This is a genomic window from Rathayibacter sp. PhB152 (genome assembly GCF_003751395.1).
GTDB classification, from domain to species: Bacteria; Actinomycetota; Actinomycetes; order Actinomycetales; family Microbacteriaceae; genus Rathayibacter; species Rathayibacter festucae.
This window is the reverse complement of the sequence record NZ_RJUT01000008.1, coordinates 59,376-72,849: the sequence shown is the minus strand read 5'-3', so window position 1 is coordinate 72,849 and position 13,474 is coordinate 59,376. Positions and strand designations below refer to the sequence as shown.

The following is a 13,474-nucleotide window of genomic DNA, read 5'->3' as shown; positions in this document are numbered from 1 at the left end:
CCGACGGCGCGGGATGCGTGTCGATCCACCGGACCTTCGGATCGCGCCGTTCACACCGTCGTAACGCCATCGGTCTTCCCAGCGTCCATTGAGGTCCCTATGCTCGGACCACCCGAGCCGAGGAGACCCGATGGCAGAGCAGACGAAGCAGACTCCGACGAGCAAGGGTGCGAGGCGCCCGGCGACGTCCGGACCCGACTCCGCGAACGTCACCAGCACCGCGGGGGTGACCTATCGCGAGGCCGAGGCCGGCTACTTCGAGAAGCGCACCCTGCGCCGCTCCGCCGGCGTCTGGGGGCTGTGGGGCCTCGCGGTCGCCGCCGTCATCTCCGGCGACTTCTCCGGCTGGAACTTCGGCATCGACTTCGCCGGCTTCGGCGGGATGCTGATCGCCTTCGCCGTCCTCGTGGTGATGTACTACGGCCTCATCTTCTCGATCGGCGAGATGTCCGCCGCGATGCCGCACACCGGCGGCGCCTACTCCTTCGCCCGCTCGGCGATGGGGCCGTGGGGCGGCCTGGTCACGGGACTGGCCGAGACCATCGAGTACGTGGCCACCACCGCCGTGGTCGTCTTCTTCTCGGCGCAGTACGCGAACGGGGTGACGAGCGAGCTGCTCGGCTTCGACCTCTCCGGCGCGATGTGGATCTGGTGGCTGGTCCTCTACATCGTCTTCGTCGCGCTGAACTCGGCGGGCGCGGCGATCTCGTTCCGCTTCGCGATCGTCGTCTCGATCGTCTCCATCGCGATCCTCCTGGCCTTCTCCGTGATGGCCCTGCTCTCGCCGGCGCTCGACTGGTCGAGCCTGTGGAACATCGCGCCGGACGCCGGTCAGACCGAGTTCCTCCCGCACGGCGTCCTGCCGATCCTCTTCGCGCTGCCGTTCGCCATGTGGTTCTTCCTCGGCATCGAGGAGCTGCCGCTGGCGGCCGAGGAAGCGCACGACCCGGTCCGCGACATCCCCCGCGCCGGCTTCTGGGCCCGCGGCACCCTGATCGTGACCGGCCTGCTCGTCCTCTTCCTCAACACGGCGCTGATCGGCTCCGAGGCCATGGGCGTCTCGACCGAGCCGCTGCTCGACGGCTTCCGCGCGATGGTCGGCGACGGCGCGGCCGCCGTGCTCGCCCTCTTCGCCCTGATCGGGCTGCTCGCCTCGCTGCAGGGCATCATGTTCGCCTACGGGCGCAACATGTACTCGCTCTCCCGGGCCGGCTACTACCCGCGGGTGTTCTCGCTCACCGGGAAGCGCCAGACGCCGTGGATCGCACTGACCGTGGGGGCCGTGATCGGCTTCGTCGCCCTCGTCGTCGTCGACGTGCTCAGCCGGCTCGACCCGGACAACGCCGGCGCCGTCGCGGGCGCGATCGTGCTGAACATCGCGGTCTGGGGCGCGGTCGTCGCGTACTTCATGCAGATGGTGTCCTTCGTGCTGCTGCGCCGCCGGTTCCCGAACGCGAGCCGGCCGTACCGCAGCCCGTGGGGCCTCCCGGGTGCGGTGATCGCGGCGCTGATCAACGTGCTGATCTTCCTCGGCTTCCTCTTCAATGACGCGTTCCAGCCGGCGATCATCGCGATCGCCGTGGTCTACGTGATCATCCTGATCGGCTTCGCCGTCTGGGGCAGGAAGCGCCTCGTCCTCTCGCCTGAGGAGCGCTACGCGCTGAGCGGCGGACTGCAGGCGGCGCCGAGCATCCCGGAGCCGGACCGCGTCGACTGAGCGCGGGCGGGCGGGGCGCCGCTGTCTCAGCCCCTGCCGCCCCGGCTGTCGTGGGCGCGGTCGAACGCGACGGGGGAGTAGCCGTCGCGCCGGACCGCGAGTGCGAGCGGAACCGCGACGGCGGCGAGCAGGACGAGGACGAGGAGCAGGGCGAGCATGGGGCATCCGATCTCGAGGTGATGCTCCGAGAGTGGCCCGGTCCACTCGGCTCTGGGGGTGAGAAGAAGGGCCACCTTGCGCGCCACGGTCCTTCGGTGGCCGCTTCGTGCGAGGTGGCATGACCGACGGTGGATCCGCCCACCCGACCGGCGTCCGGCCGTCCGGCGGGCAGGAGGCGAGCCGGAGCCTGCGCCGGACGCCGCCGATCCGCCCGGAGCGGAGCCCCGGCGTAGGCTGGCGGCGCAGTTCGCGGACCCCCTGCACCCTTCGGGGCCGCACGACGACAGCGACGGAGCTGACGTGACATCCGCCTCGACCACCCTCCCCGAGAGCATCGACCCTGCGAGCAACGACCCCGTGAGCAACGGCCTGCGGGGCGCCGCCCTGCAGGTCCCGCCGGAAGGACCCCCCGTGGACGCCGACACCCGCACCGAGACCGACTCGCTCGGCCCGCTCGACATCCCGGCCGACGCCTACTGGGGCATCCACACCGCCCGGGCGCTGGACAACTTCCCGATCTCCAAGCGCCCGATCTCGATCTACCCCGATCTGGTCCGCGCCCTGGCGACCGTCAAGCTCGCCGCCGCCCGGGCGAACACCGAGATCGGCAGCCTTGCGCCGGCCAAGGCCGAGCTGATCGAGCAGGCCTGCCGCCGGATCATCGACGGCGAGTTCCACGACCAGTTCGTGGTCGGCGTGATCCAGGGCGGCGCGGGCACCTCGACCAACATGAACGCGAACGAGGTCGTCGCCAACGTCGCCCTCGAGATCGCCGGGCGGCCCAAGGGCGACTACGCCTTCCTGCACCCGCTCGACGACGTGAACCGCAGCCAGTCGACGAACGACGTCTACCCCACGTCGATCAAGATCGCCATGACCTGGTCGCTGCGCCGCCTGCTCGACGAGCTCGCCCTGCTCCAGGCCGCGTTCTCGCGGAAGGCCGTCGAGTTCGGCAGCGTCCTCAAGGTCGGCCGCACCCAGCTGCAGGACGCCGTGCCGATGACCCTCGGCCAGGAGTTCCACGGCTTCGCGACCACGCTCGGCGAGGACCACGCGCGCCTCTCCGAGACGATCTGGCTGCTCGCCGAGGTCAACATCGGCGCCACCGCGATCGGCACCGGCATCACCGCCGACCCGCGCTACGGCGCCGCCGCCGTCCGTCACCTCAACGAGCTCACCGACCTCGACCTCGAGATGGCGCAGGACCTCGTCGAGGCCACCAGCGACACCGGCGTCTTCATGTCGTTCTCGAGCGCTCTGAAGCGCTCGGCCATCAAGCTGTCGAAGATCTGCAACGACCTGCGCCTGCTCTCCTCCGGCCCGCAGGCCGGCTTCGGCGAGATCAACCTGCCGTCGCGCCAGGCGGGCTCGAGCATCATGCCCGGCAAGGTGAACCCGGTGATCCCCGAGGTGGTCAACCAGGTCGCCTACTCGGTGGCGGGCGCCGACGTCACGGTGACGATGGCCGCCGAGGCGGGTCAGCTGCAGCTGAACGCGTTCGAGCCCGTCATCGCGCACTCGCTCCTGCAGAGCATCACCTGGATGACCCAGGCGTGCCTCACCCTGCGGATCAACTGCATCGACGGCATCACCGCGAACGTCGACCGCCTCGAGGCGATGGTCGCCTCCTCCGTCGGCGTCGTCACCGCGCTGACCCCGAGCATCGGCTACACCGCGTCGGCCGCGATCGCGAAGGCGGCGCTCGCCACCGGCCGCAACGTCGCCGACCTCGTCGTCGAGGCCGGCCTGATGTCGCGCGAGGAGGTCCTGCGCCTCATCTCGCCCGCCCGCCTCTCCGGCATCGAGGCGATGACCGCGGCCCTCCCGATCATCGAGCCCCCCACGGAGTAGCACGCCCCGCCCCCTCCGCGAGATGCCACTTGTGCGCGCTTTCTGCGGCGTGTCGCGCTCACAAGTGGCATCTCGCGGGGAGCGTCGGCGCGCAGCTGCCGAGCCTCACCCGGGCGGGTCGCACTCAGCGCTGGTCCGTCGTGGTCCGCATTCCGCGAGATGCCACTTGTGCGCGCTTTCTGCGGCGTGTCGCGCTCACAAGTGGCATCTCGCGGCGGCGAGGTGCAGGGCGGCGTAGCTGCGCCAGGGGGCCCAGGGGCGAGCGGCCTCGGCGAGGGCTCGGCGAGTCGAGGGAAGGCCGAGTGCGGCGGCGCCGGCGCGGACGGCGCGGTCGCCGGCCGGGAGGACGTCCGGGTCGCCGGTGATCCGCGCGGCGACGGACGCAGCCGTGGCCGGATCGATGCCGTCGACGGCGAGCAGGCGCTCCACCAGGTCCTCGCGGCGGAGGCCCGCGTCCAGGCGCAGAGTGCCGTCAGCCAGGAAGGCCGCGCTCCGCCGGACCGTCTCGTTCCGGTGCTCGGAGCCGCGCAGCACGTCCGCTCCGTTCTCCGCGATCGCCGCGGCGGAAGGGAACGCGTGGGTGACGCCGCCGGCGGCGAGGCCGGCGGGCAGCGGCTCGCCGAGCGCCGCGATCAGCCGGGTCAGCGCCGTGCGCGCGACCGCGGTCGGCGCACCGAGCCCGATCAGCGCGCGCAGCAGGGTCTCGGCCGGGTCGACGGAGCCCGCCAGTCGGATCCCGGGAGTCGCGGAGACCAGCGGCGCCAGCACCGGATCGGCGCCGAGCGCCTCGTCGATCGCGGCGGAGTCGGCGTCGAGGTCGAGCAGCCTGCGCACCCGCGCGACCAGGGGGCCGATATCGGCCACCGAGACCAGGGTCGCGGTGCAGCGGATCGCCTCGCCGTCCGGCTCGAGCCGCACGACCGCCGGGCCGCCGGGCAGCGCGAGCGAGCGCGAGTACCGGCCCTGCCCCGCCTTCTCGAGCCCCGGCACTGCGTCGGCGCCGAGGACGTCGAGCACGCCCGGATCGAACGGCGCACGCACGGCGAGCCGCAGCTCGAGTGTCGTCGCGCCCGCGTGGACGGCCGCCTCCGACCGGCCTCCCCGGGCCGACGCCCGCAGCGCGCTCGGGCTCCGCTCGTACACCTCCTGGATCGTCGCGTTGAACTGCCGGATGCTCGCGAACCCCGCGGCGAACGCCACCTCCGAGACCGGCAGCTCCGTGCCGGTGAGCAGCAGCCGCGCGGTCTGCGCTCGCTGCGCCCGGGCGAGGGCGAGCGGAGGCGCGCCCAGCTCGACCCGCAGGATCCGTCCGAGCTGCCGGGCGCCGTAGCCCAGGCGCCCGGCCAGCCCCTCGACCCCCTCGCGATCGACCACACCGTCGCCGATCAGCCGCATTGCGCGCGCCGCGGTGTCGTCGCGCAGGTTCCACTCCGGTGACCCGGGCACCGCGTCCGGCAGGCAGCGCTTGCAGGCGCGCAGCCCCGCCTCGTGCGCGGCCGCCGCGGTCGGATAGAACCGGACGTTCGCGGGCCGGGGCGTCGTGGCGGGACAGCTCGGCCGGCAGTAGATGCCGGTCGAGTGCACCCCGGTGATGAACCGGCCGTCGAAGCGGGAGTCGCGCGAGGCGACCGTGCGGTAGCGCTCCTCGAACAGCGGATCCTCGACCATGCTCCGAGACTGGCACGCCACGCGGCCGGGCGATCGCGGAAATCGGACACGGCCCCGCGAGCTGCGCCGCCTCCCACCCGCACGACGGAGCCGCTTCGCGACTCGGTGGTGAGGGGAGGATGCGGCGGCGCCCGTCTTCACGGTGGTGGATCTCGATACGCCCGCTGCGCGGGCTACTCGATCAGCAGGGGGAGGCTTGCCCGACCCGCCCCGCGCACGCTCCCTGTCAACCGCCGGACCGCGCGTCCGCCGGTGCCCTACTCTCGGAGCCCATGAGCGCCTATCCGCCGCCGGCCCCCGCCCGCCCCTCGATCGTCCCGACGGTGCTGGGCGCGATCGGCGTCGCACTGCTGGGGGTCCTGCTGCTGCTGGTCCTCGCCTACGTCGTCTCCGGGCTCGGCGCGACCGCGGCCGGGGTCTGCGCGGTCGTCGCCCTGGTGCCGCTGCTGATCGTGCTGGCCGGCGTCCGCTGGGTCGACCGCTGGGAGCCCGAAGCGCCGCTCGGCCTCTGGTTCGCCTTCCTCTGGGGAGCGGCCGGCTCGGTGGCCATCTCGCTGCTGGTCGACCTCGGTGTGCAGATCGCGGTCTACGCCTCCGGTGCGCAGCCGAGCGAGTCGGACTTCGTCGGCGCCGTGATCCAGGCGCCGATCGTCGAGGAGTCGGCGAAGGGCCTCGGCGTCCTGCTGATCCTGCTGATCTGGCGCCGCAGCTTCGACGGACCGGTCGACGGCATCGTCTACGCGGCGGTCGTCGCCTCCGGCTTCGCCTTCGTCGAGAACATCCTGTACTTCGGCAGCGCGCTGGTGGAGGGCGGTCTCGGCTCGCTCGCCGTCACGTTCTTCCTCCGCGGCGTGCTCTCGCCCTTCGCGCACGTGCTCTTCACCTCCTGCTTCGGAGCGGCACTGGGGTTCGCGATGAACCGCCCGCCGGCCGCGCGCCTGCCGATCGCGCTCCTGGGACTCGCGCTCGCGGCGTTCCTGCACGCGCTCTGGAACGGCTCGTCCTTCCTCGTCGCCGACTGGTTCGGCTTCTACGGCGTCGTGCAGGTGCCGCTGTTCGTGGTCGCGGTCGTCGTCGTCACGCTGCTGCGCCGGCAGGAGCGGCGGGTCACGCTCGAGCGTCTGGGCGACTACGCGGCCGCGGGCTGGCTCTCGCCGACCGAGGTGCGGATGATCGGCACCGCCGAGGGTCGGCGCACGGCGGCGCGCTGGGCCAGGGTGGCCGGGGGCGACCGGCCCCGGGCGATGCGCGGCTTCATCCGCTCCGCGACGAGGCTCGCGCACGTGCGCCAGCAGCAGCTCGCCGGGCGTGCAGGGCGGGCGGCCGCTCTCGATGAGCGGGTGCTGCTCGACGAGCTGGTCGCTCGCCGTGCGGCGCTGACCGGCGGCTGAGCGGTCCGGACCGGGGGATCAGCGGGCCGCGGGGTCCGCGAGAGGACAGGAGCAGGACATGGCGGACACCATCGAGATCGCAGCCGGCGACGGCAGGACGCTCGTCGTCCACGACAGCGGCGACGAGGGGCGGCCGCTGCTCTGGCAGCACGGTTCCCCGCAGACCGGCGCCCTGCTCGCCCCGGTGCTCGAGGCCGCCCGCGCCCGCGGACTCCGCCTCCTCTCCTACGCCCGCCCCGGCTACGGCGGCTCGACCGCGCGGCCGGGCCGCGACGTCGCCTCCGCGGCGGAGGACGTCCGCGCCGTGCTCGACACGCTGGGACTCGACCGGATCCTCACCGCGGGCGCCTCGGGCGGCGGCCCGCACGCCCTGGCCTGCGCCGCACTGCTCACCGACCGGGTCGACGGCGTCGCCGTCCTCGCCTCGCCTGCCCCGGACGACGGCGACCTCGCCTGGTTCGACGGCATGGCCGCTCCCGGCGGCCTCGCCTCGGCGCGCGACGGCCGCGAGGCGCGCGCCCGCTTCGCCGAGACCGACGAGTTCGACCCCGAGTCGTTCGTCGCGGCCGACTACGCGGCCCTCGAGGAGGAGTGGGCGGCCCTCGGTGAGGACGTCGCGCGCTCGGAGCAGTGGGGCGACGGCGGCCTCATCGACGACGACGTCGCCTTCGCCGCGCCGTGGGGAGTCGACCTCGCGGCGATCCGCTGCCCGGTCGTCCTCGTGCAGGGCGGCCTCGATCGCGTGATCCCGGCGCACCACGCCCGATGTCTCCGGGCGCTGCTCCCGACCGCCGAGCTGATCGAGCACCCCGACGACGGCCACGTCTCGGTGCTGCGTCGGCTGCCCGAGGCGCTCGACCGCTTGATCGCCCTCAGCTGACGCCGCCCTCCGCTGACGTCGCCCTGAGCTGACGCCGCCCTGAGCTGACGCCGCCCTCAGCTGACGCCGCCCTCCGCACTCGAGCGCGCCGATCAGCGCGGCTGCACCGCCGCGACCTCCGCGACAGGCGCCGCCTCGACGCCGCGCCCCTCCGCGAGGCGACGCCGCAGATCGACGACGGCGACGACCCCGGAGCCGAGGGCGAGCACCGCCACGGCCGGAGCGACCAGGTCGATCGCCGTCTCCAGCCCGAGCGCCGTCGCCACGGCCCCGGCCGCGACGGCCGTGATCGCCTGGACCAGGTAGCTCAGGAGGTACACGGCCGAGATCATCGAGCCGCGGTGCTCGGCCGGAGCCGCCTGCCCGACCAGCGCGAGCCCGCCGGAGAAGCTGAGCGAGTAGCTGACGCCGCCGACGATCATGAAGGCGACGAACAGCACGAGCGAGCCGCTGGCCGCCGTCCACACCATCAGCGCGAGTCCGGCGATCGCGACCACGGCGCCGACGATGATCGCGAGGTGCGCGTGCACGCGCTGGATCGCCAGGGCGGTGAGCCCGATCACGATCGACGACAGGGCGAGCACCGAGCCGATCACGAGCAGGTCGGTCGTGCCGGTCAGCTCCCGGGCCATCTGGGCGCCGAGGGAGAGCACGAGGGCGCCGACCGCGTAGGCGACCGAGACGGCGAGGGTCGCGCCGGCGTACGCCCGTCGGAGGCCGACCGGCACGGAGGGGAGGTGCGGCCGCCAGCGGGCGCCCGCGACCGGGCGGTCGTCGCGGCCGAGCGCCAGCAGGACGAGGGTGACCGCCCCGACCAGCGCCAGGACCCAGTAGCTCAGCTGCAGCGGCAGCGGGGCGTACTGCGCCAGCGCTCCGGAGAGCAGCAGCGAGAGGGTGAGCCCCGCGGCGGTCGACACGGTCGTGAGCGAGGAGGGCAGGCGCGGGTTCGCGGACACGTTGTTGTCCACGAGGGAGGCGCTCGCCGCACTGAGCGCCAGCGCGGTCCCGACGCCCTGCATCGCCCGGCCGACGTAGAGGAGCGCGACGCCGTCCGCGAGCGAGAACACGACCGCCGAGACCGCGATCAGCGCGATGCCCAGCAGCATCGTCCGCCGCCGCCCGATCACATCGGACAGTCCGCCGACCAGGAGCAGCGCGAGCAGCAGCGCGACGGGGTAGGCGCCGAAGACGGAGGTGATGACGACGGGGGAGAGGCCCCACTCCTGGGCGTAGCTCGGGTAGAGCACGGAGGGGGCGCCGCTGGACCAGAGGCAGAGCGCCAGCACGAGCGTCGAGACCCAGAAGGCGCCTCGCCGCCCGAAGCGCACGGGAGGGCGGACGAGGGTGCTGGGAGTCGGCATGGAGGTCACGCTAGTGCCCTGGCTTGGAATGTCCAAGCGAGGTCGAGCCGGGCTAGTCTCGGTGAGTGCCCACCGCCCGCAGCCCCGTCGACGTCGACGACGACCGGGCCGAGCGCTGCTCGGTCGCCCGGTCGCTCGAGCTGCTCGGCGAGCGCTGGAGCCTTCTGATCGTCCGCGAGGCGCTGCGCGGCGCGAGGACCTACTCGGAGTTCCGCGAGCGGCTCGGGGTGCCGAGCGACGTGCTCTCGGCGCGGCTGCGCACCCTGACCGAGGCCGGCGTCTTCGAGAAGGTGCCCTACCGGCCGGAGGGCTCGCGGGAGCGCTCGCGCTACGAGCTCACCGAGCAGGGCCGTTCGCTCAAGCTCGTCCTCGTCGCGCTCGCGCAGTGGGGGGACGAGAACCGGCCGGCCCCGCACGGCGCGGCTTCGCTCGCCTCCGACGCGGACTCGGGCGAGCGGCTGGAGCTCGCCTTCGTCGACCGGGAGGGGCGTCGGTCGGCGATCGACCGCGTCCGGATCGTGCCGGGCCCGGCCGCGCGCACGACCTGGGAGAGTCTCTGAACCGAGGCCGGCGGAGCCGAGGCCGGCGCCTCCCGCGGGAGACGGCCGACCCCGAGCTCGGCCGGCGTCAGCCGGCGCGCAGCACCCGGCGCTCGCCGGCGGTCACCGCGACGCCGAGGCGATTCTGGGCGGGCGGCAGCGGGCAGTTGTAGTGCGGCGAGAACCCGCAGGGCGGGATGTAGGCGCGGTTGAAGTCGAGCAGCACCGGGCCGGGCGTGCCGGCGTCCGCCGCTTCGCCCAGGCGCTGCACGACGAGGAACCGGCCGACCGGGTAGCTCTTCAGCTCCGGGTCGTCACTGCGGTTGGTCGGGTCGCCGAACGGGACGAGCAGGGTGCCGCCGTCGTCGAACGCGGCGACCGTGTACTCGTGCGCCCGCCCGTCGTCGACGAGCGAGAAGGTGATGTCGCCGGGCACGACCAGATCGCGGGTCGCCCCGTTGTCGCGCAGGTGCTCGAACGGGATGGTGCGCGCGTCGTCGACCGGCTCGAACCAGGCCTCGAGCACCCAGGCGGCATCGAAGGGGAAGGTCTCGATCGCGTCGAAGGAGCGAATGCCCTCGGAGGCCGCGTCCCAGACGCGGTAGCCGTACTCCTCCTCGCCGGTGTCCAGGCTCGTGCGGCGCATCCGGGTGAGGGTCGCGGTCGGCCCGTAGCCGGCCAGGGCGGCCTCGTCGTCGACGCTCTCACCCGGCTCGAGCCAGCGGGTCTCGACCAGGGCCAGATCGCCGTGCGGACCGGTGACCCGCTCGGCACGGCGCGCCAGCCACGACTCCCAGCCGGCGCGAGCCGACTCGGTGGTGTCGATCGAGGCGCGGGAGGGGGCGGTGACAGTGCTGCTCGTCGAAGGCATGCAGCGTGCAACGCGGGCGACGCCGCTTCTCTTCCCGAGCGGCGCGGCAAGACCCTCCGCGAGAAGCGCCCCTTAAAGACCTCGACGCCCTGCGGCAGCGGCAGGGCCGGCTGCTCTGACGGGGCGTCGAGCTCTTCTTGACCGACAGCATGCGCCTCTCGGCGGCCGTCCGCAAGAGGGCGTCGCCGTTCGCCCACGGCGAGTCGCGAGAAGCCCCGCCGCGCGGGTCGGCGCCCGCGCGGTCGTTAGACTGGACCGCCTGTTTTCGACGGTCCCCGGAGCGCAACCGCCTCCCGCCCGAGACCGCGGAACCGGCAGGGAAGGGCGCACGATGACGGACAGCGACACGATCCTCGAGTCCGAGCTCTCGCGCGAGCGCGCGTACGTGGCGGGGCTCTACGCCCGCCTCGACGAGCTGATCGCGCAGTCCAGGGAGGCGCTCGACTCGGTCCGGATCGAGAGCGTCGGCGGCAACCACCAGAGCCGGTCCGAGCGCGACGCGTTCGCGCGCCTCTACGAGGACCGCATCCGCTCGCTCTCCGGTGCCGATGACCGGCTCGCCTTCGGCCGGCTGACCCTCGCCGACGCCGAGACCGAGCACCGCTACATCGGCCGCATCGGCCTGCGCGACGACGAGCAGGACACCCTGCTGCTCGACTGGCGCGCCCCGCAGTCGGCCGCCTTCTACCAGGCCACCGCCGCCCGCCCGATGGGGACCCGCGCCCGCCGGCACCTGACCCTCCGCGGCCGCGAGGTGATCCGCTTCGAGGACGAGGTCTTCGACGAGGAGCTGCTCCGCGAGGGCACGGCGCTCCAGGGCGAGGGCGCGCTGATGGCGGCTCTCGGCGCCCAGCGCACCGGGCGGATGCACGACATCGTCGCGACCATCCAGAGCGAGCAGGACCGCATCATCCGCTCCGAGCTGCGCGGCGTGCTCGTCGTGCAGGGCGGCCCCGGCACGGGCAAGACCGCGGTGGCGCTGCACCGCGCCGCCTACCTCCTCTACTCGCACCGCGACCGCATCGCCTCCTCCGGGGTGCTCGTCGTCGGGCCGTCGCGCTCCTTCCTGCGCTACATCGAGGCGGTGCTGCCCTCCCTCGGCGAGACCGGCGTCGTGCTCTCCACCCTCGGCCAGCTCTACCCGGGTCTCGACCTGATCGAGGAGGACCGCCCGGCGGTCGCCCGGGTCAAGGGCTCCGCGCGGATGGCCGAGCTGCTCAAGCGCGCCGTCCGCTCGCGCCAGGCCGTGCCGTCCGAGACGCTGGTCCTCGACGTCAACGGCGAGAAGCTGCGGCTCGAGCCGCACGAGGTGGAGCGGGCGATCACCCGCGCACGCGACTCCCGCAAGCCGCACAACGAGGCCCGCGTCACCTTCGTCAAGGCGATGATCACGCAGCTGACCCGCCAGCTCGCCGACCAGCTGCGCAGCCACGGCAACACGGTCGACGAGGCCGACGAGGCCGTCCTCCGCGAGGACGTCCGCACCGCGTACGACGTCCGCGTCGCCCTCAACACCGCGTGGATCCCGCTCACCCCGGAGAAGCTGCTGCAGGACCTCTACGCCCGGCCGAACTGGTTCGCCTCGCTCACCCCGCGCTGGACTCCCGAGCAGCGCGCCCTGCTGCGCCGCGACCGCGACGCCGCCTTCACCGTCTCCGACGTGCCGCTGCTCGACGAGGCGGCCGAGCTCCTCGGCGCCTACGACGACCACGCCGACGCGCAGAAGAAGGCCGAGAAGGAGCAGCGCCGCCGGGACATCGAGAACGCCGAGGCCGCGATCCGCAACATGGGCGTCGACGGGATGGTCAACGCCAAGGACCTCGCGGCGGGCTTCGCCGAGCGCACCAGCGTCGGCACCACCGCCGAGCGCGCGGCGGCCGACCGCTCCTGGACCTACGGGCACGTCGTGGTCGACGAGGCGCAGGAGCTCTCGCCGATGCAGTGGCGGGTGCTGCTGCGCCGCTGCCCGATGCGCTCCTTCACCATCGTCGGCGACGTCGCCCAGGCGTCCGGAGCCTCGGCCGCGTCCAGCTGGGACGCCGCGCTCCGCGACACCTTCGGCCGCCAGGGCCGCGACGGCGAGGCTGCGCCGTGGCGCCTCGAGGAGCTGACCGTCAACTACCGCACGCCCGCGCAGATCGTCGCCTACGCCGAGCGCACCGCACGCGAGAACGGACTCGAGATCACCCCGGGCGAGGCGGTGCGCTCCACGGAGTGGCCGGTCCGCACCGTGCGCGACCGCGGCGACGCCGCCCTCGCCGACCGGGTGCTCGCCGTCGTCCTGGAGGACCGGGCGATCGGGGACGGCACGCTCGCCGTGATCGCGCCCGACGACGAGCTCGATGCGATCACCGCGCGGCTGGAGCAGGACCTCGGCCGCGAGGTCGGCCGCGGCTCCCGGGGACTCGACCGCCCGGTCGCCGTGCTCTCGACGGCCGACGCGAAGGGGCTCGAGTTCGACTCCGTCGTGATCGCCCGGCCGCGGCTGATCGCGGCGGAGGAGCGCGGCGCCGCCTCGCTGTACGTCGCGATGACCCGGCCGACCCAGCGCCTCACGCTGGTCGAGTGAGCCGGTCGGAGTGGCGGCCGGCGGGGATCGAGCGTCCAGGGCGTCCCTCCTAGGATGGAGAGCATGAGCAGCGAGAACCTGACCAAGCCCGAGCTCGACGCCCCCGACGGCCCGGCCCCCGATACCCTCGTCGTCGAGGACCTCGTCATCGGCGACGGCGCCGAGGCCCAGCCCGGCTCCACCGTCGACGTGCACTACCTCGGCGTCGAGTACGACACCGGCGAGGAGTTCGACTCCTCCTGGAGCCGCAACCAGTCGATCAACTTCCCCCTCAACAACCTCATCCGCGCCTGGCAGCAGGGCATCCCCGGCATGAAGGTCGGCGGCCGTCGCAAGCTGATCTGCCCGCCCGCCCTCGCCTACGGCCCCGCCGGCGGAGGCCACCCCCTCTCCGGCAAGACCCTCATCTTCGTGATCGACCTCCTCGGCACGAAGTAGCCCGCTGGTCGAGTAGCCCCGCAGGGGTCG

11 protein-coding genes are annotated in these 13,474 nt (G+C 73.5%); 7 read left to right on the top strand and 4 right to left on the bottom strand.

Annotated features, from left to right (window positions below):
* The first annotated feature begins 130 nt into the window (after positions 1–130).
* The gene (locus EDF36_RS17530) at positions 131–1,717 is read left to right on the top strand and encodes an amino acid permease (protein WP_123733976.1); all 1,587 of its coding nucleotides are present in this window, start codon (positions 131–133) and stop codon (positions 1,715–1,717) included.
* A 26-nt stretch (positions 1,718–1,743) separates the two neighbouring features.
* On the opposite strand, the gene EDF36_RS21900 is transcribed toward EDF36_RS17530, so the two are convergent.
* A complete protein-coding gene (locus EDF36_RS21900) occupies positions 1,744–1,875 on the bottom strand; it encodes a hypothetical protein (RefSeq protein WP_260300772.1) in 132 nt (43 codons plus the stop codon).
* Between the two features lie 412 nt (positions 1,876–2,287).
* Between EDF36_RS21900 and EDF36_RS17525 the strand changes: the two genes are divergently transcribed.
* Positions 2,288–3,727, top strand: coding sequence for an aspartate ammonia-lyase (locus EDF36_RS17525; RefSeq protein ID WP_243840041.1), 1,440 nt, complete (start codon positions 2,288–2,290; stop codon positions 3,725–3,727).
* Between the two features lie 195 nt (positions 3,728–3,922).
* Here EDF36_RS17525 and EDF36_RS17520 read toward each other — a convergent pair whose 3' ends face one another.
* Positions 3,923–5,395: an Ada metal-binding domain-containing protein gene (locus EDF36_RS17520; RefSeq protein WP_123733975.1), complete on the bottom strand. Its 1,473-nt coding sequence runs from the start codon at positions 5,393–5,395 to the stop codon at positions 3,923–3,925.
* 272 nt (positions 5,396–5,667) lie between these two features.
* Here EDF36_RS17520 and EDF36_RS17515 point away from each other — a divergent pair, with 272 nt between their 5' ends.
* Complete coding sequence (locus EDF36_RS17515) at positions 5,668–6,786, top strand: PrsW family intramembrane metalloprotease (protein ID WP_123733974.1); 1,119 nt, start codon at positions 5,668–5,670, stop codon at positions 6,784–6,786.
* 58 nt (positions 6,787–6,844) lie between these two features.
* Positions 6,845–7,666 (top strand): alpha/beta fold hydrolase, encoded by an 822-nt coding sequence (locus EDF36_RS17510; RefSeq protein ID WP_123733973.1) that lies wholly within the window; start codon positions 6,845–6,847, stop codon positions 7,664–7,666.
* A gap of 92 nt (positions 7,667–7,758) precedes the next feature.
* Here the strand turns inward: EDF36_RS17510 and EDF36_RS17505 are convergent, their stop codons facing one another.
* Positions 7,759–9,027 carry an MFS transporter gene (locus EDF36_RS17505; RefSeq protein ID WP_123733972.1) on the bottom strand — a complete coding sequence of 423 codons (1,269 nt, stop codon included), beginning with the start codon at positions 9,025–9,027 and terminating at the stop codon, positions 7,759–7,761.
* Positions 9,028–9,092: 65 nt separating this feature from the next.
* Between EDF36_RS17505 and EDF36_RS17500 the strand changes: the two genes are divergently transcribed.
* Positions 9,093–9,587: a helix-turn-helix domain-containing protein gene (locus EDF36_RS17500; protein WP_123733971.1), complete on the top strand. Its 495-nt coding sequence runs from the start codon at positions 9,093–9,095 to the stop codon at positions 9,585–9,587.
* Positions 9,588–9,654: 67 nt separating this feature from the next.
* On the opposite strand, the gene EDF36_RS17495 is transcribed toward EDF36_RS17500, so the two are convergent.
* Positions 9,655–10,437, bottom strand: a complete 783-nt coding sequence (locus EDF36_RS17495) for a DUF1684 domain-containing protein (protein ID WP_123733970.1) — start codon at positions 10,435–10,437, stop codon at positions 9,655–9,657.
* A gap of 331 nt (positions 10,438–10,768) precedes the next feature.
* Between EDF36_RS17495 and EDF36_RS17490 the strand changes: the two genes are divergently transcribed.
* Both EDF36_RS17490 and EDF36_RS17485 read left to right on the top strand, forming a co-directional pair.
* Positions 10,769–13,006, top strand: coding sequence for a UvrD-helicase domain-containing protein (locus tag EDF36_RS17490; protein ID WP_123733969.1), 2,238 nt, complete (start codon positions 10,769–10,771; stop codon positions 13,004–13,006).
* A 63-nt stretch (positions 13,007–13,069) separates the two neighbouring features.
* Positions 13,070–13,444: an FKBP-type peptidyl-prolyl cis-trans isomerase gene (locus tag EDF36_RS17485; protein ID WP_123447904.1), complete on the top strand. Its 375-nt coding sequence runs from the start codon at positions 13,070–13,072 to the stop codon at positions 13,442–13,444.
* Positions 13,445–13,474: the final 30 nt, after the last annotated feature.

What these genes read in the sequence shown, in the direction of transcription:
- EDF36_RS17530 (WP_123733976.1), top strand. Translation starts at nt 131, where the DNA reads ATGGCAGAGCAGACGAAGCAGACTCCGACGAGCAAGGGTGCGAGGCGC.
- EDF36_RS21900 (WP_260300772.1), bottom strand. Translation starts at nt 1,875, where the DNA reads ATGCTCGCCCTGCTCCTCGTCCTCGTCCTGCTCGCCGCCGTCGCGGTT.
- EDF36_RS17520 (WP_123733975.1), bottom strand. Translation starts at nt 5,395, where the DNA reads ATGGTCGAGGATCCGCTGTTCGAGGAGCGCTACCGCACGGTCGCCTCG.
- EDF36_RS17515 (WP_123733974.1), top strand. Translation starts at nt 5,668, where the DNA reads ATGAGCGCCTATCCGCCGCCGGCCCCCGCCCGCCCCTCGATCGTCCCG.
- EDF36_RS17510 (WP_123733973.1), top strand. Translation starts at nt 6,845, where the DNA reads ATGGCGGACACCATCGAGATCGCAGCCGGCGACGGCAGGACGCTCGTC.
- EDF36_RS17505 (WP_123733972.1), bottom strand. Translation starts at nt 9,027, where the DNA reads ATGCCGACTCCCAGCACCCTCGTCCGCCCTCCCGTGCGCTTCGGGCGG.
- EDF36_RS17495 (WP_123733970.1), bottom strand. Translation starts at nt 10,437, where the DNA reads ATGCCTTCGACGAGCAGCACTGTCACCGCCCCCTCCCGCGCCTCGATC.
- EDF36_RS17490 (WP_123733969.1), top strand. Translation starts at nt 10,769, where the DNA reads ATGACGGACAGCGACACGATCCTCGAGTCCGAGCTCTCGCGCGAGCGC.
- EDF36_RS17485 (WP_123447904.1), top strand. Translation starts at nt 13,070, where the DNA reads ATGAGCAGCGAGAACCTGACCAAGCCCGAGCTCGACGCCCCCGACGGC.